The following is a 21109-nucleotide window of genomic DNA, read 5'->3' on the forward strand; positions in this document are numbered from 1 at the left end:
ACTTGCATGTATTAGGCACGCCGCCAGCGTTCGTCCTGAGCCAGGATCAAACTCTCCGATAAAGTAGTTTGACTGACTACGCACATCGCTGTGCGATTTATTTAAAACTTTGAATTAACAGGTACGTTTTGTCTTGTTTAGTTTTCAAAGATCATCTTCAACCTCATCTTGAGGCGACTTTCTCAGTATAACATTTCAGCAAGTTGCTGTCAAATGTTTTTTTGTTTTTATTTCTCCGCCGCTGTGTGCTTTTTGTCGAAGCGCATCAGCGACGTTTAATAATATAACACGCCTATAATTCAGCGTCAACACTTTTTTTGAAAGAATATCCTCGATGATATACTTCCTGTCCTTTTGTCTCTATTTGAGATACTTCAATAAAACCTTTTTCCGTCAGGTAATCAAGCATGACACCGAGATCTTGGGTGAAAGGCGCCAGCTCAGGATGCTGAAGCAATTCTCCAAACTGCCACATTTCTTTTTCACTCATAACTTGAAAAAGATGCGCAGAACCGATTTCAGCTTTTGAATGGATGAGAAAATCATTTGCTAAGAATAATAATTCGAGCCTTTTCTCCAAACTTTCGTGGCTCTCGACAAGTTCGGAATATAACTTATATACCTGCGGCTCAATATGGCGGACCTGATTCCAGACTGTCGTTTCAGGATAAAACCCCCGGTCAATCACTTCTATGCGGGCCAAGTGGTGAAGAGCATGCACGACCGCATAATATGCATCCAGAAAATGATCAGCTTCAAAAAACGCTTTTCCTTCTACAAACCTTCTGATCAGCTTGCCGTATTCCATTCCGATCTTTAATTTCCGCTCGGCGAAAGGAAAAGTGCTGAGCCGGTCATTGAGTTCAGATATATATTCATTGCGGTCAAACAGCACCTTGCCGTTTATGATCCAATCTATAACTCTTCTATTTGTCCCCAGCAGAATCCATTCCTGGAGCAGGGCATCCGTTACAATATGTAAGGAAGCGGTTTTGTGTTCGAATTCATAATGCTTTATAAAAAGAGGCTCTTCAGCCTGTTTGACAATGACAAGCATGACCGCATCAAAGTTATCCGTGATGGATGATGCTTTGCTCCTTCTCTCAATCATAAGGACGGCCAGCGTATCGGGATGACTTGCTCTTTCTTGGTAAATTGGACGGAGAAGATTGTCCATTACGATTCCTCCAATGCGATTGTTTCACAAGCTTTTGTTTCTACATTTCTATGATAAAACATGAAAGTCCTTTTTTCTAAACACATTGAACTATTATAACAAATTTCCTTTCAGCTGCCATATCTATTCTTCCCTTTTCTTACGAAAACATGAAGAATATGCCATCTGATTTGTGCTATAGTTAAACCAGAGGGGGATGGACATGGCGAAATACTCAAGCAAAATTAATAAGATCAGAACGTTTGCGTTAAGTTTGGTTTTCGTTGGGTTTATCATTATGTACATCGGGCTGTTCTTTAAGCAGTCTGTTTTGCTTGCCAGCTTGTTTATGATTCTCGGCCTGCTGTCGATCGGGCTGAGCACCGCCGTTTATTTTTGGATCGGCATGCTGTCCACAAAAGCGGTCCGGGTGATGTGCCCCGCCTGCGAGAAAGAAACGAAGATTCTGGGCAGAGTGGATATGTGCATGCATTGCAGAGAGCCGCTTACATTGGATAAAGGTTTGGAAGGCAAAGCGTTCGATGAGTCTTATAACAGAAAAAACAGTGTGAAATAAACAAAGCTGACCGTATCAAAGCGGTCAGCTTCGTTTAATGGTTTTCTTTTTTGGAGCATTCTTGGCAGACGCCGTAAATCTCCAAACGATGGTGGCTTACCTTAAACCCCGTTACGTGAGCCGCAAGCTGTTCCACTTCGTCAAGGCCAGGATAATGGAAGTCCACGATTTTTCCGCAGTTTTCACAAATGGCGTGATAATGGTCAGAGGTGACAAAGTCAAATCTGCTGGACGCATCTCCGTACGTAAGCTCCTTTACAAGCCCCGCTTCCCGGAATACACGCAAATTGTTATAAACTGTCGCAACACTCATATTAGGGAATTTCCCTTCCAAGGCTTTATATATATCGTCCGCTGTCGGATGAGCCATAGAGTCCACGAGATATTCCAGAATGGCATGACGTTGAGGAGTAATCCGGACTCCCGTATCCTTCAACGTGTCTAAGGCTTCTTTTAATTCATGTGCAGCCATCCGTCATGCACCTCTCTTCTAAAAAAGATTCTTACTTTATAATGTTTATAATTAGTGTACATCTTTTTCCGGTCTCCTGTCAAATGCAATCTGACGAAAACCCCGTGAGTTCAGCATTTGTCCATTAATTAGACGCAATTTGTTCTAATTCGCGAAGCGCTTCCTCAACATGATCTTTCACTTTTACCTTTCTCCATTCCTTCACGAGACGGCCTTCTTTGTCTAACAGAAAGGTGGAGCGTTCGATTCCCATATATTCTTTCCCAAAATTCTTCTTCAGCTTCCACACATCAAAAGCTTCCGCCAGTTTGTGCTCATCATCGACGAGGAGCTGGAAAGGAAGATCGTGTTTCTGCTTGAATTTTTCATGTTTGTCACGGCTGTCAGGGCTTACTCCGATGATAACCGCATCAAGTCCCGCGAAACTTTCGTGCTGATCACGGAAATCGCATGCTTCCGTCGTGCATCCGGGTGTCATGTCTTTCGGATAAAAATAGAGCACGACGTACTTCCCTTTAAAATCTGTTAATGATACTTTTTCTCCGCTGTCGTTCACTAATTTCATATCCGGTGCTGCTTGTCCGATTTCAATCGTCATTTCTTATACCTCCGGGTTTTTTATTAAGCGTATCCAATTCGCGTTAAGATTACAACCGTTATCCCCCGCTCTTTTCTGGAAGCATGAACCGTTGTACTCGCATTGAAGCATGCTACAATAGAATATGATGTAAGGAGATATTAGGAGGGTCATTTTTTGTATACAAAATCAGTTGAACTTCATAAGGAAGCGTTAGAGCATATCGTGGGAGGCGTGAACAGTCCGTCCAGATCCTACAAAGCAGTGGGCGGCGGTTCACCAGTTGCGATGGAAAAAGCAAATGGCGCTTATTTCTGGGATGTAGACGGGAATCAGTATATTGATTATTTAGCGGCTTACGGTCCGATTATTACCGGACATGCCCACCCGCATATTACAGAAGCGATTAAAAAAGCCGCTGAAAACGGCGTACTGTACGGAACGCCGACTAAGCATGAGGTCACTTTCGCCAAAATGCTGAAGGAGGCCATTCCTTCACTTGATAAAGTGCGGTTCGTAAACTCGGGTACTGAAGCTGTGATGACAACGATCCGGGTTGCACGCGCTTATACCGGCCGGACAAAAATCATTAAATTCGCCGGCTGCTATCACGGCCATTCTGATCTCGTGCTTGTCGCTGCGGGTTCAGGTCCGTCTACACTCGGCACCCCCGATTCCGCCGGTGTGCCGAAAAGCATCGCCAAAGAGGTGATTACCGTTCCTTTCAATGACATTGACAGTTACAAAGCCGCATTGGACAAATGGGGTTCAGAAATTGCAGCGGTTCTTGTCGAGCCGATTGTCGGCAATTTCGGCATCGTTGAACCTAAAGAAGGCTTTTTGGAACAGGTCAATGAATTGACCCATAAAGCGGGCGCGCTCGTCATTTATGATGAAGTGATCACGGCGTTCCGTTTTATGTACGGAGGCGCGCAGGATCTTCTCCAAGTAAAGCCTGATTTAACGGCGCTCGGAAAAATCATCGGAGGCGGGTTGCCGATCGGCGCTTACGGAGGCAAAAAAGAGATCATGGAACAGGTTGCTCCGCTCGGTCCGGCATATCAAGCCGGCACGATGGCCGGAAATCCCGCATCCATCTTATCCGGTATCGCCTGTCTGGAAGTGCTGAAGGAAGAAGGCGTTTATGAGCGGCTTGATCAGCTCGGCGCCAGACTTGAACAAGGCATTCTCGCCCATGCAGAGACACATGGCATTACCATTACCGTCAACCGTTTAAAAGGCGCGCTTACGGTTTACTTCAGTGATGAAAAGATCGTAAATTATGAGCAGGCGGAAAATACGGACGGAGAAGCATTTGCCAAGTTCTTCAAGCTGATGCTTGAACGCGGGATCAATCTCGCCCCGTCGAAGTATGAAGCTTGGTTTATCACAACCGCACATACTGAAGAAGATATCGACGCCACTTTAAAAGCGGTCGAAGATGCGTTCAGACATATGAAAAAATAACTGTTGAAACAAGCGGAAGCCCGGGGCTTCCGCTTTTTCTTTTTGTCCGATTTGTGAGATAATGGTTTTTTCAAAAAAAGACCTTGAATAATTGGTATGATCCCTGTATATTACTTTATTGTTTAGCAAATAAACCGACAGGGAAATGTAAGTGTCAGCCGTTCGTTCGGCACATAATTTATTAGAGAAAGGAATGCACGCACAAACCAATGAAACTTGGTGCCCGCATTTTTAAAACAGGGATTGCGATTACGCTCGCCCTCTACTTAGCATCATGGATCGGACTTCCGTCGCCGATCTTTGCCGGGATTGCAGCTATATTTGCCATACAGCCCTCTATTTACAGGTCTTTTCTTATCATTATTGATCAGGTGCAGGCAAATATCATCGGCGCTGTCATCGCTACGGTATTCGGACTGATTTTCGGACCGAGTCCGATTATGATCGGATTGACCGCAGTCATTGTCATTACGATTATGTTAAAACTGAAAATTGAACACACCATTTCAATTGCGCTCGTTACAGTTATCGCGATTTTGGAAACACCGGGAAACAGCTTCCTGACGTTCGCTCTGATTCGAACAAGCACCGTTATTTTAGGCGTGCTTTCTTCTTTTATTGTGAACCTTGTGTTTCTTCCGCCGAAATATGAAACGAAACTGACTCATCATACGGTTGAATACACCGATGAGATCATGAAATGGATCAGACTGACCATGCGCCAGTCGACGGAGCACTCGATATTGAAAGAAGATATTGAGAAGCTGAAGGAAAAGATGATGAAGCTTGACCATACGTATCTTCTTTATAAAGAAGAGAGAAGCTACTTTAAGAAGACAACGTATGTAAAGTCGCGCAAGCTTGTTTTATTCAGACAAGCGATTATTACGGCGAACCGGGCGCTTGATACGCTGAAAAAGCTGCATCGCTATGAAAACGAGATTTATCATATGCCGGAGGAATTTCAGGAGACGCTGACAGAAGAAATTGATTATCTGCTTCATTGGCACGAAAGAATTTTGATGCGGACTGTCGGCAAGATTAAGCCGCATGATGACGATGCGGAAGAAAGCATAAGATATAAACAGCTTTTGACGAAGTCTTTCTTGAAAAATCAGCAGAACTGCGAGGATGAACTGCTTGATTACAATATGCTCAGCATTATGGCTGCGGTTGCGGAATACCGCGAGCAGCTGGAACATCTTGATACACTGATTACGAGTTTTCAGACATACCACCCGAAAGACAGCGAATTAGAAACAGACGATGATGAGTAACCCGGTGCTAAGAAGAACCGGGTTTTTTTGTATAAAAAAACTTATGCCGCCCATTCGGCCGGCATAAGTTTTTCGGTCAATTTAAATTCTGGATCGTAAATAAATGTCTGTACTGGCCGTCACGCGCCATTAATTCTTCGTGCGTGCCGGTTTCAATGACGGAGCCGTTTTCCATGACGACAATTTTATCCGCATGCGTAATCGTGGACAGCCTGTGGGCGACGATAAATGTCGTCCGGTTTTTCGCAAGCTTGTCCATCGCTTCCTGAATGTAATGTTCACTTTCAAGATCAAGAGCCGATGTCGCTTCATCCAAAATCAGCAGCGGCGGATTTTTTAAGAATACACGCGCGATCGAAATCCTCTGCTTCTGCCCGCCTGACAATTTGACGCCCCGCTCGCCTACTTTGGTCTCATAGCCTTCGGGGAAGCCCATAATAAATTCATGGGCATTTGCCGCTTTCGCAGCCGCAACCACCTCATCCAGAGACGCTCCCGGTTTACCAATGGCGATATTTTCACGAATCGTCTCACTGAACAGAAATGTATCTTGAAGCACCATTCCGACTTGATTGCGGAGGCTTCTCGCTTCATAATCACGAATATCTGTGCCGTCAATCAGCAGGCTGCCGCCGGACACATCATAAAAACGCGGTATGAGGCTGACAAGCGTAGATTTTCCGCCGCCGCTCATCCCGACAAGCGCAACGGTCTCCCCTTTTGTCACCTTTAAGGAAACGTCCCGCAAGATCTTTTCTTTTCCTTCTTCATAGGAGAACGAGACATTTCGAAATTCAACCTCGCCTTTAATGCCGTCAGCTTTGACGGCATTCGGTTTATCAGTCAATTCATACGGCTCGTCGATAAATTCAAATATGCGGTCCATTGAAGCAATCGACTGGGTCAGCGTCGTCGATGAGTTGATCAATCTTCTGACCGGATTGTACATTCTGTCAATGTAACCGACAAACGCAACCATTGTCCCCACTGTCAGCGGGCCGTTTATGACAAAATAGCCCGCAAACGCGATAACGAGCAGTGGCGCTAAATCCGTAATGGTGTTTACGACCGCAAATGTTTTGGCGTTCCAATTCGTATGACGGATCGCTTTGTCCAGAAAATGTCCGTTTTTCTCATCAAAATTGGCTTGTTCATAATTTTCAATGGCGAAGCTTCTGATAACGGGCATCCCTTGAACTCTTTCGTGCAAATGGCCCTGCACCTGAGCGAGAGCCTGAGAACGCTCGCGTGTCAGTTTTCGGAGACGGCCGTAAAAGTATTTCACTGAAATTCCGTATAACGGAAATAAAATGACAGATATCAGTGTCAGCTTGATATCTAGTGTGAACATAATACAGATGACGATCAGCACCGTCATCATATCAAGCCAGATATTCATCAGTCCCGTTATGACAAAGTCTTTTGTCTGTTCGACATCATTTATCACCCGGGAAATGACTTCGCCTGTTCTCGTATTGGCATAAAACCGCAGGCTCAATTTTTGAATATGGTCAAACAATACTCCTCTGATATCGTAGAGCACCCGGCTGCCCGTCCATTGCGCGAAATATTGCCGATAATATTCTACCGGCGGACGCAGAACTAAAAACAGCACGAACATGATGCCCATAATCGTGAATAGTGATGACGTTTTAGCGCTTGCCGTGCCGCTCCCTTGAATAATGTCATCGACTACGTATTTTAACAGAAGCGGGAGAGCCAGCGGGATGGAGAACTTTATAATACCGATACACACTGTGATAAAGATTTGTTTTTTATAAGGTTTTACAAATTGCATATAGCGTCTGATTACGCCCACACTTTATCCCCCTCTCTCTTTAAGGCGTGTGAGCCCATGTGAAAAACCTGTTGACACCCCAACAGGTTTTTATTATATTCTTTATTTTGTATAGCGCAGATACCGTTCATACCACATATCAACAAATTCCGGAGCAAACGGTCCTTTCCGCTGATGAATCCAGTGCAGCAGCGTATTCAGATACTCCTTCAGAATGCTGTCGATCTCTTTAGGGTAATTCATTGATTTGCGGTGATCATCGTATTCATCTTCGTCAAGAATGTTATACGTCATATCCGGAAACACCTTGACATCCAAATCGTAATCAATATATTTGATGGCCTCCCCGTCATAAGCGAACGGCGAGCTGATGTTGCAGTAATAGTGAACCCCGTCATCTCTCAGCATTCCGATGACGTTAAACCACTGACGGGCATGAAAGTAGCAGATCGCCGGTTCTCTCGTCACCCACGTCCGTCCGTCGGATTCCGTCACCATTGTCCGGTCGTTAGCTCCGATGATACACAATTCCGTACTTTTTAAAATCGTCGTTTCATTCCAAATTCGATGAAGCAGCCCGTTATGCTTATAGCTGTGAATTTGAATGGTTTCTCCTTCCTTGGGATATCCCATATTTCTCCCCTACTTTCTGTAAAGCCCTGCAGTCAATGCAGCCGCAATTGCTTTCCGACAAGTCTTTTCACTATTATACCGTTACGAATTAAAAAATGAAAATAAAAGAACCACTCCGCTTCCGGAATGGCACATTCATTTCTGCACATAGGAAGACGGCTTTTCCGTGCTGCGATAAGACTGGATGACTTGCTCTGTCTGCCTTTGGAATAACTCCTGTATGCCGGCCAGATCTTTTCGCTTTGTCGCAATTTCGTCCTGTACATTGTCCAGCTTCGCATCTCTTTCCAGACTGATGAGTTCCGCCTCCACCTGCCGGCAGCGGTCGAGTTCTGACTGCAGCTCGAGAAGCTGATCCATGATCTTCATCTGTTCACTTACAAGCTTTTCAAACTCTGACATCGGGTTCCTCCTTAGGCTTTTAGGTTGATACTCCTTACCATTTCGATTTTCAGCCGGAAAACCCTTTGACTCATTCTGTAGAGGAATCACAAGTTTTGTCGTTTTGAGAAAAGAAAAAAGCACTTCCATCCGAGGATGAAGTGCTTTTTTGTTTCAGTGATTAGCTGTTTTGCTGTTTGTTTTGTTCAGCAGATTGGTTTTGCTTTCTTACCTGCTGCGCATCAGTTTCACTGCCGAATTCAGTGCCGTATTGACCTTGACCGGAAGCTGATTGCTGATTTTGTTTTTTCACCTGCTGAACGTCTGTTTTGCTGTATTTTGAGTTTGCCATTGTTATCACCTCCACGCACTTTAGAATGTGCAGGAGGTGTTAAGGCTATTCATGTTTTTTAAAAACTTATACGAGCAGAGAGCGTCCGCCGTCGATAATGATGGTCTGGCCGCGGATCATGTCCGCTTTTGAAGAAACTAAAAACTCCACCGTATCGATCATATCTTTAATTTCGACCATTCTGCCGGCCGGCGTATTTTGGCGGGCATCGTCGAGCAATTCGTCTCTGTTAGGGAAATGCTTCAGCGCGTCCGTATCAATCGCTCCGCCGGAAACCGCGTTTACGATGATGTTTTTCGGAGAAAGCTCAACTGCCAGGTAACGGGTTAACGCTTCTAAAGCGGCTTTTGAGACACCGACCGTCGTGTAGTTCTCAAGATAGCGGATGCTGCCGAGCGAGCTGATGCTGACGATGTGGCCGCCTCCGTTTTTCTCCATCAGCTTTGCCGCTTCCTGAGCGCAGAAAAGCAATGCTTTCGCGTTGATATTCATCGTCCAGTCCCAATGTGTTTCTTCGAGTTCCATAACCGGTCTCAGCACGCCTGAAGCCGCGTTATTGACGAATACGTCCAGTCTGCCGAATGTTTCGTCGATCTGGCGGAACATGTCTTTAATTTTTGCCGGCTGGCCGACATTGGCTTTAATGACAAGCGTTTTAACGCCGAGTTTCTCAATTTCTTCGGCGGTTTCTAATGCCGCTTTTTTACTGCGGGCGTAATTGATGACGATGTTGTAGCCTTTTTCCGCGAGTCTGATGGCTGCCGCTTTTCCGACGCCCCGGCTGCTTCCCGTGATCAGTGCGCATTTATTTTGTTCCATTTTTCCTCAGCTCCTTGCTGCGTATAGTTCTTTTCATTCAACAAACAATAAAAGCAATATTCATTGAAAGGGGTCTTTTTATATGTATGTCGGACGTGATATGGGCGAATTGGCCATGATGCCCAAACAAGATTGGAAAGATTCAGAGCTCGCCTATTTCCACCATGCCTTCCAGCAAATTATGCCGTATTTAAACGAGGAAGGCCAGTCCAAATACCGGGAACTGATTCAGGAAATCGAAGCCCGCGGCGGACTGAAACGGAATGAGGCGGATTACAGCCACGGCACGCGCGTCAGCTATGACTGACGCTTTTTACCGGCGGCCGCTTTCGTCCGCCATTTTCCAAATCTTTTGATGGGAAACGGGAAAAGCATATTCCTCGAGTTCCTCTTTTGTGACCCGTATTAATTCTGATGTATCCGACACTTGTTTTACTTTACCGAAAAAGACCGAAATATTCCAGACGAGATGAGTAAAAACATGCTCAACGATGCCTTCCAGCTCTCCGATTTCAGCGGTTGTTCCCATCTCTTTTTCTAAAAAGGCTTCAAGCTGCTCTCTTTCGGTCTTGATTCCTTTTTGGGTTTCGGTGTTCGGAAACTCCCACAGATTGGCGAGCAGTCCTTTTGGCGGCCGTTTATGAATATAGACATTGTCCTGGTCGTCTGTCAGCACAACGGCTGCCATTGTTTTCACCCCGGGTTTTTTCTTTTTGCTTTTGACGGGCAGCTCCCGCTCTGTCCCTTCCGCAAATGCCGAACAGTGCTTTTGCACGGGGCACAGCAGACAGGACGGCGATTTCGGGGTGCAGATGATCGCGCCGAGCTCCATTAAACCCTGATTGAATTCAGATGGTTTTTCATGAGAAATGAATGCGGATACCGCCTGTTCGAAAATGGTTCTCGTTTTCGGCTTTGCGATATCGTCCCATATGGAAAGAATTCTCGACATGACACGCATCACATTGCCGTCTACGGCCGGAACCGGCTTGTTATATGCAATGCTGAGCACGGCCCCTTTTGTATAAGGGCCGACACCTTTCAGTCCGCCGAATTCCTTTTCTCCGTCAGGAACGACTCCCCCGTACCGCTCGTGCACTTCTTTTACGGCGCTTTGCAGATTTCTCACACGGGAGTAATAGCCTAACCCTTCCCAGGCTTTGAGCACTTTTTCCTCATCGGCTTCAGCGAGCGCCGAGACGGTCGGAAATTGCTCAAGAAACCGTTGAAAATAAGGGATGACGGTATCTACGCGCGTCTGCTGCAGCATGACCTCTGACACCCACACCCGATACGGGTCCTGATTTTCTCTCCACGGCAGAATTCTCTGTTCTCTTTCGAACCATGTAATTAAATCCTCACGAAATGCGTCTATATCTTTTTGTTTCAATTTTTCTTCAAGTGCGTTCATATCTTCTCCTCAGATGTTTCGGGTCCCGCTTTTCTTGACACTGTATTTTGGTGTAAACTAAGGGCACGTTACGTAATATGTTACATTAAATAGTGATAAAGAAAAAGCGGAAACATATGAGAACGGCGGATAAACGCCATGATTGGGCAAACAGAAAATGGGGAATATCTTATAATGCGAAATATGCGGGCGACTGATGTATAACGCCTGCTAGGAGGTCACCAATGGATACTGGCACTCACGTTGTCATGGGCATCGCGCTTGGCGGAATCGCAACTCTCGATCCTGCCGTCGGCATGCATACCCCCATGTCTCAGGCAGTTATGATCGCCGCTCTTGCCGGCTCTCAGGCACCTGATATTGATACCATATTGAAGCTGAAAAATAATGCCGTTTATATTCGAAATCATAGAGGGTTCACGCACTCCATTCCCGCCGTTTTATTTTGGTCCATTCTGATTCCGGGCATTCTGTTTATGTTTTACCCGGAAGCGAACTTTCTGCACTTGTGGCTGTGGACGCTTCTGGCTGTCGTTCTGCATGTGTTTGTCGACATTTTTAACGCGTACGGAACGCAGGCCCTCCGCCCGTTTTCGAAAAAATGGGTCGCTCTCGGTCTCATCAATACCTTTGACCCGTTTATTTTCATCAGCCATTTGGCCGCGATTGCTGTGTGGTATATCGGAGGCCATCCGGGCGTGACATTTTTGACGCTGTATATCATCCTCGCAGGATATTACGCCGTCCGGTTTTTGATGCAGCTGCGGATTAAGCGGCGGCTGCGGGAGATGATTGAAGAAGAAATTGAAACCATCATTATTTCGCCGACGATGAAATTCAGGCAGTGGCGAATCGCCGTAACGACGGCGCATGCCTTTTATGTCGGCAGAAGCCTTGACGGCCATGTGGTGATATTGGATACATTCAACCGCGTGCCCGTACCGGAAACCGATGTGATGAAGGCCGCGAAACAGGATGAAAATATTGCAGCCTTTCTATCGTTTTCGCCCGTTTACAGGTGGGAGGTCGATACCTTTAAAGATCATTATGAGGTGCGCTTTATTGATTTGCGCTACCGAAGCAAAGGGCACTACCCCTTTGTCGCCATCGTCCACCTCAGTCATGATTTAGAGCCTCTTTCTTCTTACACAGGCTGGATTTTCAGCGAGGAAAAACTGCAGAAAAAATTAAAGCTCGGCTCTGTTTAAGAGCCGGGCTTTTTTTGTCTTCTCACATATATGGCGGCAAGCACGAGGCTGATGACCGATAGAGCGGCAGCCGGTTTAAAAAACGGCGGGTAATACGTTAATTGAATATCATTTTTTCCTTTTTGCGCTTTAAATCCGATAAAGGAATAATCCGCTTTTTCAATCTGTTCTTGTCTGCCGTTTATCTTCAGTTCCCATCCTTTTTCATATGGAATCGGAAGCATGATATACGGCGCGCCTGTTTTGTTTTCATACGAGATATGAAGCGTATTTCCGCGCCAGCTGAGATCGGCCGGCGATTCTTTTTCCGCTTTTCGGTATGCATTTTTCAGTGTTCCGTACCGTTCTTCGTAAAGCGCCAGTCTGTCGAGCTGATACGTTCCTTTCGGCAGCCGGATTTGAATGTTTTTTGTTTTCGGCACTCTGACGGTGAGATCATTTACACCTGTTTTATAAATGGATTGATTCGATTTTCTCGTTGTCGTGTAATCGTTCACTTTTAATGTAAATCCCTGGTCCTTCGCTTTGTTCAATAAATAAAAGCTGACATAATAATCTCCGCCGCCAGCCTCAGCGCCGTGCGGTGTAATGATCAGGCCGCCGCCGTCTTCGTTTACCGTCAGGATGCCGTCTTGATAATCCGCATGGTCGGCCGTTACCTTTGCCTGACGGATCATATTTTTCGCTTTTGGGGCTTTTTTCGTTTTTACTGTGCTCGATTCCGTGATGATCCCATCAAGCAACGCCCGCTCCCTGGCAAGGGCGGGCGCTTTTTTCAGGTCGCCCTCGTTATATACACGATCGGCTGTCCGGACGAACGGGAGCACATATTGATTTTGATAAACCGCATAGCGGGATGACTCCATGATTTTTTTGAATCCGTAAGGGACGCCGGCCTCGTTTGTTTTTTCCGTCATATAATATTTTCCGTAAAGCAGGCTGTATAAATTAGCCCTGTTTCCTAATGTCGCATAGCGGCTGACGCTTTCTCTTCCCATATCAATCTGGAGGTCGTTCCAGTAAAAGGACAGCAGATTGCGGTTCAGGATGCTTGAGTATACGCTGAATCCGTTGAACCCGTAAATGATCGGAGTGTTATTAAATACTCCGTTCATCCAATCTAAACGGGCAAAGGGATCCGGATCTTTTTCTTTCAGACGCTGAATAAGCTCTGTTTGTTCTTTGCCCTTATAATCAGGACCCGTCATAAAGGTATGAGATACCGTATAAATCTTCCCGCCTTCTGATAACGCATATTTTTCATATGTATTAGCCGTCAGCACCGCCGTCAAGAGAATGACGGCATAGACGGCGGGCACCGCGCCTTTCAGTCTTGTCTTTGCTGCAAGGAAAGCGGCAATGGTCAGCCCCAGAAGGAGCAGGATAGGCAAGTTGGCCTGATCAGAAATATCCAGACTGAACCGTCTCACCTGGCTCCAATAGAGCAGAACGGCGAGTACGGCGGATATTAGCATACTCTTCATGCTGATGTCTGAAAGCTTAGAAAGCCCTGCTGCAACCGTTCCGGCAATCGTGAAGCACAGGACGTATTCAAACCTGTTTTGCGGAGCTGAAAAACCGTTAAAGGCACTTGCCGCAAACGGACTGAAGTGAAACAGAATGTACAGCAGACTGATTCCCGCGAACAGCCGGAACAGCCGGTTTTTATATAAAGAAAATGTAAATAGAAAAAGCAAAAAAACCGCCGGCAGAATGATTATCCGGCTTGAAAATAAAATGTTGTCGGAAAAATCGAGCCATGCAATCTGCTCTGAATACGGCGGCCGCAGATTATGAAGATATCCGTATACGACAGGGATAAAGGAGACTGCGCTTATGCCGAAGCCGAGCAGGCCTGACAAAATAAACATTCTGCATTGAGTGAGCTTTTTGGCTTCATTCTCTTCAAGATGAATGATCCATCTGAATAAGATGTAAATGCCAATGAAAATCAGGTTAATATACGCGAAATAAAAGTTGTTGATCAATGTCAGCGCACAGGCGAAGATAAACCACGCCGGCTTTTTTTCTGTGATGATTTTTTCCGCGCCGAGCACGAGCAGCGGCAGCCACACCATACTGTCAGTGAAAAAGTCCCAATACACCTCATGCCGGAAGTAGATAATCGAGACCCCGTACAACACGGCGCCGACAAAAGCAGGCACCGTCCGTTTGACGAAATAACGGAACACACAGGCCGCCGTGAATATGACGAAACTCTGCTTGGCGATGCTGATAAAAACGGAGGCCTGGGCCCAAAACAGCGCATCCGCGTCACCCGACAGCTGCATAAGCTGCAGGATGCGGACAGCGGCGGAGATAAACAGAAAGAGAAAAGAAGTAGAGAAATAATAGCCGAGCTGACTGTACACTCCCCCGCCCATTCCGAACGAATAGCTGTAAAACAGCCGGCCGTTCATATATTGGTCAAACAGCAGCTTTTTGAAGACCGCCATTTGAGCGATCCCGTCTCCAGACCCCGTCATATAGCGGCCTGCCGACCACTCCTTCAAGAAAAAAATATGAGCGGCTGCCGCAGCCAGCACACAGGCTGCCGGCAAGATCCATTTATTTTTTTTCATATAACGTCCCCAGACCCTGCGCACAGCGGCGGCTGTTTAATGGTTCCACTTGCGCTTTTTTGTATAATTCGTTTCATTTTGTTCTCCGTACGTAATATTCGCTTCTTTAATTAAATAGTGCGGGCGTTTTTTTGTTTCATAGTAAATCCGGCCGATATACTCGCCGATGATGCCGAGACTCAAAAGCTGGATGCCTCCTAAAAACAGCACGGCGGAAATAATGGTGAAGTATCCGGGAACGGACACGCCGTGTGTCAGAATATGAATAAAGGTCGTTACAATATAAACCATCGACAGAAGCAATATCAGAATACCGGTGAAAAAGCAAACCCTCAGCGGTTTGTTGTTAAAGGAGACGACACCGTCCATTCCGTAGTTGAACAGATTGCTGAATGACCATTTGGACTTGCCGTTCTGCCTTTCGACATTTTCATAAAACACGATTTTCTGGTCAAACCCGATCCAGCAGAACAGCCCTTTTGAGAAGCGGTTCCCTTCACTCAGCTTCAAAAGAGCATCAACGGCCTGCCGGCTCAGCAGGCGGAAATCCCCGACTCCGTCACGCAGATCCACTTCGACGGCTTTGTTAATAAATTTATAATACAGGGAAGAAAGCACGGAACGCACGGGGCTGTCCCCTTTTCGATTGCGCTGCGCAATAACTTGGTCATATCCTTCTTCATAGCCTTGAATGAAGTCTTTCAGCAGATGCGTCGGGTGCTGCAGGTCAGCGTCCATCACGATTACCGCTTCGCCCTGCACGTGTTCAAATCCCGCCAAAATGGCCGCTTCTTTCCCGAAGTTGCGGGAAAAAGATATGTATTTGACGCGATGGTTTCTGGCGGCCAGTTCCTTAATCTGCTGAAGGGTGTCATCCGCGCTTCCGTCATTGATGTAGAAAATTTCATAGTCATAATGAATCGTTTGAAACTCTTTTTTTAAAGATTCATGGATGAGCTTGACGTTGTTTCCTTCATTGTAAGACGGAATAATAATTGAGATTAACCTTTGTTTCATGAAGGCACCTTCTTTTGTATTATTCTTTTTTTAGTGCGGCCTTAGTGGAATAGTCCGCAAAACTTCAGTAAGGCTTTTCCTTTTTTTAAAGTCGTTTAAACCCTTTTTTCGTTACAGGGAAAGAAAAATTTTTCTGCATATGGTTATATATTTTTATTTTGTCATGTTTTTCGGCAGATATGAGAAAAAAAAGAAAAAGTCTGTACGCGGGACAGACTTTATTGCTGAAGGTATTCATGAATCAAATGGCTGACGATGCGCGGTTTTTCGTGAATGACCCAATGCGAGGCATCATCTATGAAGATTAAGTCGCCGTTTGGAATCATCCGTTTTGTTTCCGAAGCGAGCTTTTTGCTCAGCGCGCGGTCATTGACGCCCCATATTAATCGGTACGGAACAGACATTTTAAGCGGAACTGAAGGGCCTAAACCGCCGCATCTGATCGCCCGGTACCAGTTCAGCATAGCCGTGAGGGCTCCTTTTCTGCCCCACGCTTCTTTGTAGCTGTCGACATCTTCCCGTGAAAAAAGCGCCGGGCGTTCGGATAAGCCGATGGCGTGATCCAATACGCGGTAATCGTCTTCTGATAATCTCCGTTCAGGTTTTTCCGGGAGCTGAAAGAACGCGATATAAGAGCTTTTCTTCCATTGCGGCGGGTAGAACGGTGTGACCTTCCGCATAACCGCCGGATGCGGGATATTGACCGTGATCAATTTTTCAACGTATTGCGGCCGCGTGGATGCCAAGTGCCAGGCTACAGCTCCTCCCCAATCGTGACCGATGACGACGGCCTTGTCATCTGTAAAGTGAGTGATCAGCCCGATAATGTCATCCCTGAGTTTATCAATGGTATAGTTTTCGATGCCCTCCGGTTTATCACTGAGATTATAGCCGCGCTGATCGGGCACGACAACATGGTATCCGGCATCCGCAAGCGGTTTGATCTGACTCTTCCAGCCGTACCAAAATTCCGGAAACCCGTGCAGCAGCACCGCCAAAGGGCCGTCTTTCGGGCCGGCTGAAGCCGTGTGCAGCGTCACTCCGTTTGTTTCGATCATGTGAAAAGTGATGTCATTCAATCGGTTCTCCTCCCCTTTTGTTTTAATCTTCTTTCTGTTAAGGCTATGATCAGCGCGCTGATCGCGATCAAATATACGGCCTGGACGATCAGGCTGTACGGCTGAGTGAGCGGAATGAGCAGGCTGCCCGCAAATCCGGCCGCGGCCGTCAGAAGGCCGAACAGAATCATGAGGACCGCACTGAAACGGTTGCCTTCTCTCCACTGGGATTCATCCGCCATAGAGCGTTTTGTCCGATATCCGTACAGGCTGTTAATTGACTTCGGCGGGAAAAGTGTGACTAAAATGCCGGCTGCAGCCATCAGAAGGCCGCCGATAACCATTATCATATCCGTCACTCTCCTTTTCATTTCATACGAAAGGAAAGGCGGAAAGTTTCAGAAAAAAAGCAGGCTCATCCGCCTGCCTGAATCTTTATTTTTGAACTAAGTCGGCCGTCTTCACATAACCTGCTTTCCCGCCGTATGTGACGTACGCCCATTTACGGTCAAATCCTCCGTCATGGCTGAATCCCCAGCCGAGCACATTGACGGTTTCCCCCGCTTTCACGGAGCTTTTTTTGCCGGTTTCCAAAGTCGGCGTATAAAAAGCGGTTTGTTTCGCGGTCACTGCCTTCATCGGCTGCTTCATCAGAAAATGAGTGGAGATATAGGCTTTCTGACCTTTGTAGTTAATCTCAGCCCAATCTGCCCCTTCAAGCTGTTTAACCTTTACGGCATCTTCTGAACGGAGCGTGCCGACAATCCGCCCTTGTTTATTTGGTTCTTTACGGACGTTAAGTTCTCCTGCTTTCACGATATATGTATCTGCTGCGGTGTCTATTTTTGTCTGCTGAACTGCTGCGGCATTCGCTGCCGGATCAAAAAAAACGGTGCCTGCGGCTAAAAATAAGCAAAGTCCTGCGGCCGGAATAATTGCGGTTAACCCTTTTTTCATGTTCATTGTGGTTCCTCCCCGCTATTTTATTAAGTTATTACACAATTCCACACTTTGCGGGTCATCAAACATGATTTTCCTATTTCTTTTATAAAAAGAAAAAACCGCCGGAAGAGATCCGGCGGAACGCGCTATTATGTTAATGCAGGAGTCCCCTGCTTTGATCCAAATAATGAGAAACGTCTTCCCGCATGCTTTGGAACATATGAAGCTTGCTGCCGTACGATTCAATCCATTCCTTGACGACGCGTTCTGTCATTTGCTCTCCTTGATACGGGCGGCCGGCTTTTGCGTAAGTCGCTTCGAAATCTCCCCATAAAAGCTCCACCCAAGTACGTGCTTGCAAATAGCTGAGCATATCATTTTTCTCAAGCAGCAAATTCGTCAGTTTGTCGATATATGTATTCATGTCTCTGTCTCCTTTCCTTGGGAAAACCTGCTGCTTTTACGCAGCTTGTCACAGGCATATACTAACTTTACGTCTTCAGTCCAGAAGGCGCAACCTTTTGATATTGGCCGAGGGGGAAAACAAATGGTCCGGAACAAAGCAAAAGGATTTCCCAATCAGAACAACAATAAGTTTGAAGGCGAACCGCGGGCAAAGGATGACTACGCTTCTAAACGGGCGGACGGTTCAATTAATTCGCACCCGCAAGAGCGCATGAGAGCTTCAGGCAGACGATAAACACACCGTAAAGAGACCGGAAATGATCCGGTCTCTTTTTTGCAAAGGACATTAACGTCAAACAAATACCGTAATATGTCAATAAAAAACCGCTGCCCGTTACTCTCGCTGACGGCTCACCGTGATGAAATCTGAAAAAGCTTGCAGACGGAATATCCGCTGCAAGCTTTTTGTTATCCTTTATGCATTTGGTATTCATAGACGTCCTTCTTCTCAGACAGATGAGCGAACGTGGACAGCACAAGGCCGAGAGCGGTCATCAGCGCACCGCCGGCAAACAGCCATGAGTAAGATCCCGTTCCGCCGAGAATCAAACCGCCGATCCAGGCGCCGAGAGCGTTTGCCAGGTTAAAGGCGGAAACGCTCACCGCGGCGGCGATCGTCGTGCCGTTTTCAGAGGAAGAAATAACCTTTGTCTGTAAAAGCGGCGGCGTGCCGAACGCACATGCACCGAATAAAAATGTCGCCGAAACGGCTGCGGCGGGAAACACAGCGATATAAGGGAAAATCGCCATGACGCCGATCAAGCCGATCATCACGCCGATCATTGTGCGTGTCAGCAGTTTGAGCGGCACTTTCCCTGCGAAGAAATTCCCCGCCACTCCGCCGAGACCGTAGGCAAATAACGCGCCGGTGATGCCGACCGTGCCGAATCCAGCTGAATCTCTTAAAATCGGCTCGATAAACGTGTAAGCGATAAAAACGCCTGAGTAGCCGAGAATGGTGATCGCAAAGGAAAAAATCACTTGCTTATGCTTAAAGACACTCCATTCATTCATCAGCATCGGAATCACTTTCGGTTTTTGATTCGGTACGACCAGCATCAGACCGATCAGTCCGATCAGGCCTAAAACAGAAATAATGAAAAAGACGGCACGCCAATTAAGGGCATCCCCTAAATAAGAGCCGAACGGAACGCCGAGCATCAGCGCCACGGTTAATCCTCCGTTCATCGATGCAGCGGCGGCGGACCGTTTTTCAGGCGGCACCATTTCACTCGCAAACACCATAGCAATCGCAAAAAAGGCTCCGTGAATGGATGCGGATAAAATTCTGGAAATCGCCAGTACAGCAAAGTTTGGCGCAAAGACGCTCATCAGGTTGGCAAGGACGAAAATTCCCATCAACCCGAGCAGCACCGGCTTTCTCGGGAGCTTAACCGCGACAATGGTTACGATCGGGCCCGTCAGGCAGACGCTTGCCGCGTACGCCGTAACAAGCATGCCCGCTGAAGATACATGTATATGAAAGTCATCGGCAATCGACGTCAAAATACCCATGACAGCATATTCCGTATACCCGATGGAAAACGTGCAAATCATTAAAACAAAAATCATTAATTTCACTGATGGCTGTTTCATTTTGATATTCAACGCGAATCGCCTCCTTTTTAATAAAAAACAACGAATTTCATCTTAAAAGATATCGAAATTGAATTCAATCATTTTTTACTGAAAGTTTGAAACGAATGTGTTCAAAAGAAAAAGAGGCCGGAGCCGGCCTCTTTTGTTAACTTTTTTCTTTCAAAACAGAAATCGGCAGCGCCTCTTCCCGGTCAGGCGACGATGATCTGTGCCCCCAGGCGAATACGCCGTTGATGTAATCAATGCTGAATGTGTCATCAGAACCTTCTATCTGATACACTGCGCCGGGCTGAAAGTCTTCCGGCTCCAGCATGTAGGCTTTGGCCATCGTGATTTTCCGTTCAAGCACGGCCAGTTCATTTACAATGCCCATCTGTTCCGCTTTTCTCGCTCTTTCCGTCAATCCCGCAATTTCTGTCTGTAGTTCATGAGGCGTCATTTGACTGTATCGTTTGTCCATTTCGGTTTACTCCTCTTCCTGCAAAAATTGTTCAATATCGTCAATCGAGAATCCTTTTCTGAATAAGTACTGTTTGACCTTCATTCCGCTTTCATAGCTGCCGTCATAGCGGTATTTCCTGATCGCCTTTTCCCCATGAATCTTCAGGGCTTCCATCTCAGCTTCGTCATCATTCTCATACTCCGTCTGCTCCAGGGCGGCGTTGATGACGTCGAATGGAAAACCTTTTCGCTGAAGCTGCATCTGCGCCCGCTGTCTGATCTCTTTTGTGGACAGCTTTTTGTCTTTTTTCAGGATTTTCCCGATATGTTTCAGCGCTTCTTGTATCTGCTCATCAAATGTAAACGCACTGAGCGTCTCCTTGATGGTATCGTCGTCTATTCCTTTCGCTTTCAGCTCGCGGAACAGGACGTCAGGGCCTTTGCCGTTTGTTTTTTTGTGGGTGCTTGCATAGGCTTCGGCAAATTCTTTGTCATTTAAGTAGCGGTAATCGTACAGTTTATGGATGACTTCAGGAATGACCATCTCAGGTGTTTCTTTTTTCTTCAGATGGTCCCGGACTTCTTTTTCAGAGCGCATCCGGTATGATAAAAAATCTACGGCGCGGTTAAAGGCTTTTTTCACTTCATCGCCGTGCTGGATTTCAAGAATGTCAAGCTCGTCCAGTTCTTTCCCTTTTTTCAGGTCAAAACGCACGAGCACGTCGGCGTCGACGCTGAATGCATATTTCTCATCAAGAAAGATGTTGAAGCGCTCGGTGTTTTTCTTTTGGGTCGATATTTTTGTAATAAACGGCATCCCGGTCTCCTTTCCAGCCCGATGTTCAGGCGTTTTTCTTTTTGACAAATGAGGTACAGT

Annotated in this window: 23 protein-coding genes, 1 rRNA gene and 1 pseudogene; 6 read left to right on the forward strand and 19 right to left on the reverse strand. The window is 46.4% G+C overall.

Annotated features, from left to right (window positions below):
* Positions 1-62, reverse strand: a 16S ribosomal RNA gene (locus ICW23_RS17330); the annotation flags it as partial.
* 230 nt (positions 63-292) lie between these two features.
* Positions 293-1177, reverse strand: coding sequence for a nucleotidyltransferase-like protein (locus ICW23_RS17335; RefSeq protein WP_016936703.1), 885 nt, complete (start codon positions 1175-1177; stop codon positions 293-295).
* 202 nt (positions 1178-1379) lie between these two features.
* Between ICW23_RS17335 and ICW23_RS17340 the strand changes: the two genes are divergently transcribed.
* Positions 1380-1733: a YgzB family protein gene (locus tag ICW23_RS17340; protein ID WP_007408568.1), complete on the forward strand. Its 354-nt coding sequence runs from the start codon at positions 1380-1382 to the stop codon at positions 1731-1733.
* Between the two features lie 34 nt (positions 1734-1767).
* On the opposite strand, the gene perR is transcribed toward ICW23_RS17340, so the two are convergent.
* Positions 1768-2205 (reverse strand): peroxide-responsive transcriptional repressor PerR, encoded by a 438-nt coding sequence (perR, locus tag ICW23_RS17345; RefSeq protein ID WP_013351502.1) that lies wholly within the window; start codon positions 2203-2205, stop codon positions 1768-1770.
* Positions 2206-2329: 124 nt separating this feature from the next.
* A complete protein-coding gene (gene bcp, locus ICW23_RS17350; protein WP_188154860.1) occupies positions 2330-2803 on the reverse strand; it encodes a thioredoxin-dependent thiol peroxidase in 474 nt (157 codons plus the stop codon).
* A gap of 156 nt (positions 2804-2959) precedes the next feature.
* Here bcp and ICW23_RS17355 point away from each other — a divergent pair, with 156 nt between their 5' ends.
* Positions 2960-4249, forward strand: coding sequence for a glutamate-1-semialdehyde 2,1-aminomutase (locus ICW23_RS17355; RefSeq protein ID WP_016936705.1), 1290 nt, complete (start codon positions 2960-2962; stop codon positions 4247-4249).
* Positions 4250-4458: 209 nt separating this feature from the next.
* Positions 4459-5526, forward strand: coding sequence for an aromatic acid exporter family protein (locus tag ICW23_RS17360; protein ID WP_016936706.1), 1068 nt, complete (start codon positions 4459-4461; stop codon positions 5524-5526).
* Between the two features lie 76 nt (positions 5527-5602).
* Here the strand turns inward: ICW23_RS17360 and ICW23_RS17365 are convergent, their stop codons facing one another.
* From ICW23_RS17365 to fabL, 5 genes and pseudogenes are all read right to left on the reverse strand, one after another.
* Positions 5603-7345, reverse strand: coding sequence for an ABC transporter ATP-binding protein (locus ICW23_RS17365; RefSeq protein ID WP_049628142.1), 1743 nt, complete (start codon positions 7343-7345; stop codon positions 5603-5605).
* Between the two features lie 81 nt (positions 7346-7426).
* Positions 7427-7957, reverse strand: coding sequence for a nucleoside tri-diphosphate phosphatase (gene ntdP, locus ICW23_RS17370; RefSeq protein ID WP_003155475.1), 531 nt, complete (start codon positions 7955-7957; stop codon positions 7427-7429).
* A 135-nt stretch (positions 7958-8092) separates the two neighbouring features.
* On the reverse strand, positions 8093-8359 hold the full coding sequence (locus tag ICW23_RS17375; RefSeq protein ID WP_003155476.1) for a YgaB family protein: 267 nt from the start codon (positions 8357-8359) through the stop codon (positions 8093-8095).
* Positions 8360-8519: 160 nt separating this feature from the next.
* Positions 8520-8672, reverse strand: a pseudogene (locus tag ICW23_RS17380) (gamma-type small acid-soluble spore protein); the annotation flags it as partial.
* Positions 8673-8756: 84 nt separating this feature from the next.
* A complete protein-coding gene (gene fabL, locus ICW23_RS17385) occupies positions 8757-9509 on the reverse strand; it encodes an enoyl-[acyl-carrier-protein] reductase FabL (RefSeq protein WP_045925463.1) in 753 nt (250 codons plus the stop codon).
* A gap of 82 nt (positions 9510-9591) precedes the next feature.
* Between fabL and ICW23_RS17390 the strand changes: the two genes are divergently transcribed.
* Positions 9592-9816: a hypothetical protein gene (locus tag ICW23_RS17390; protein WP_016936709.1), complete on the forward strand. Its 225-nt coding sequence runs from the start codon at positions 9592-9594 to the stop codon at positions 9814-9816.
* Between the two features lie 6 nt (positions 9817-9822).
* On the opposite strand, the gene mutY is transcribed toward ICW23_RS17390, so the two are convergent.
* Positions 9823-10920 carry an A/G-specific adenine glycosylase gene (mutY, locus tag ICW23_RS17395; RefSeq protein ID WP_047476561.1) on the reverse strand — a complete coding sequence of 366 codons (1098 nt, stop codon included), beginning with the start codon at positions 10918-10920 and terminating at the stop codon, positions 9823-9825.
* Between the two features lie 224 nt (positions 10921-11144).
* On the opposite strand from mutY, the gene ICW23_RS17400 reads away from it, so the two are divergent.
* A complete protein-coding gene (locus ICW23_RS17400) occupies positions 11145-12128 on the forward strand; it encodes a metal-dependent hydrolase (RefSeq protein ID WP_016936711.1) in 984 nt (327 codons plus the stop codon).
* Here ICW23_RS17400 and ICW23_RS17405 read toward each other — a convergent pair.
* From ICW23_RS17405 to ICW23_RS17430, 6 genes are all read right to left on the reverse strand, one after another.
* Positions 12125-14710, reverse strand: a complete 2586-nt coding sequence (locus ICW23_RS17405) for a YfhO family protein (protein ID WP_188154861.1) — start codon at positions 14708-14710, stop codon at positions 12125-12127. The two genes, ICW23_RS17400 and ICW23_RS17405, sit on opposite strands and share 4 nt — an antisense overlap.
* Positions 14711-14746: 36 nt before the next feature.
* Positions 14747-15727, reverse strand: coding sequence for a glycosyltransferase family 2 protein (locus tag ICW23_RS17410; RefSeq protein WP_016936713.1), 981 nt, complete (start codon positions 15725-15727; stop codon positions 14747-14749).
* Positions 15728-15945: 218 nt separating this feature from the next.
* The gene (locus tag ICW23_RS17415; RefSeq protein WP_016936714.1) at positions 15946-16806 is read right to left on the reverse strand and encodes an alpha/beta fold hydrolase; all 861 of its coding nucleotides are present in this window, start codon (positions 16804-16806) and stop codon (positions 15946-15948) included.
* A complete protein-coding gene (locus ICW23_RS17420) occupies positions 16803-17135 on the reverse strand; it encodes an SdpI family protein (RefSeq protein ID WP_064778741.1) in 333 nt (110 codons plus the stop codon). The genes ICW23_RS17415 and ICW23_RS17420 overlap by 4 nt, the downstream gene beginning before the upstream one ends.
* A gap of 85 nt (positions 17136-17220) precedes the next feature.
* A complete protein-coding gene (locus tag ICW23_RS17425; RefSeq protein WP_016936716.1) occupies positions 17221-17748 on the reverse strand; it encodes an SH3 domain-containing protein in 528 nt (175 codons plus the stop codon).
* Between the two features lie 133 nt (positions 17749-17881).
* Positions 17882-18151, reverse strand: a complete 270-nt coding sequence (locus ICW23_RS17430; protein WP_016936717.1) for a YfhJ family protein — start codon at positions 18149-18151, stop codon at positions 17882-17884.
* Between the two features lie 123 nt (positions 18152-18274).
* On the opposite strand from ICW23_RS17430, the gene ICW23_RS17435 reads away from it, so the two are divergent.
* Positions 18275-18427, forward strand: a complete 153-nt coding sequence (locus tag ICW23_RS17435) for a small, acid-soluble spore protein K (protein ID WP_003155495.1) — start codon at positions 18275-18277, stop codon at positions 18425-18427.
* A gap of 173 nt (positions 18428-18600) precedes the next feature.
* Here ICW23_RS17435 and ICW23_RS17440 read toward each other — a convergent pair whose 3' ends face one another.
* The 3 genes from ICW23_RS17440 to recX all read right to left on the reverse strand — a co-directional run bounded on the left by ICW23_RS17440 (position 18601) and on the right by recX (position 21049).
* Positions 18601-19794, reverse strand: a complete 1194-nt coding sequence (locus ICW23_RS17440) for an MFS transporter (protein ID WP_076982532.1) — start codon at positions 19792-19794, stop codon at positions 18601-18603.
* 142 nt (positions 19795-19936) lie between these two features.
* Complete coding sequence (locus ICW23_RS17445) at positions 19937-20251, reverse strand: YfhH family protein (RefSeq protein WP_016936719.1); 315 nt, start codon at positions 20249-20251, stop codon at positions 19937-19939.
* A gap of 6 nt (positions 20252-20257) precedes the next feature.
* A complete protein-coding gene (recX, locus tag ICW23_RS17450) occupies positions 20258-21049 on the reverse strand; it encodes a recombination regulator RecX (protein ID WP_016936720.1) in 792 nt (263 codons plus the stop codon).
* Positions 21050-21109: the final 60 nt, after the last annotated feature.

It is taken from the genome of Bacillus sp. 1021 (assembly GCF_014534735.1).
Taxonomy (GTDB): domain Bacteria; phylum Bacillota; class Bacilli; order Bacillales; family Bacillaceae; genus Bacillus; species Bacillus siamensis.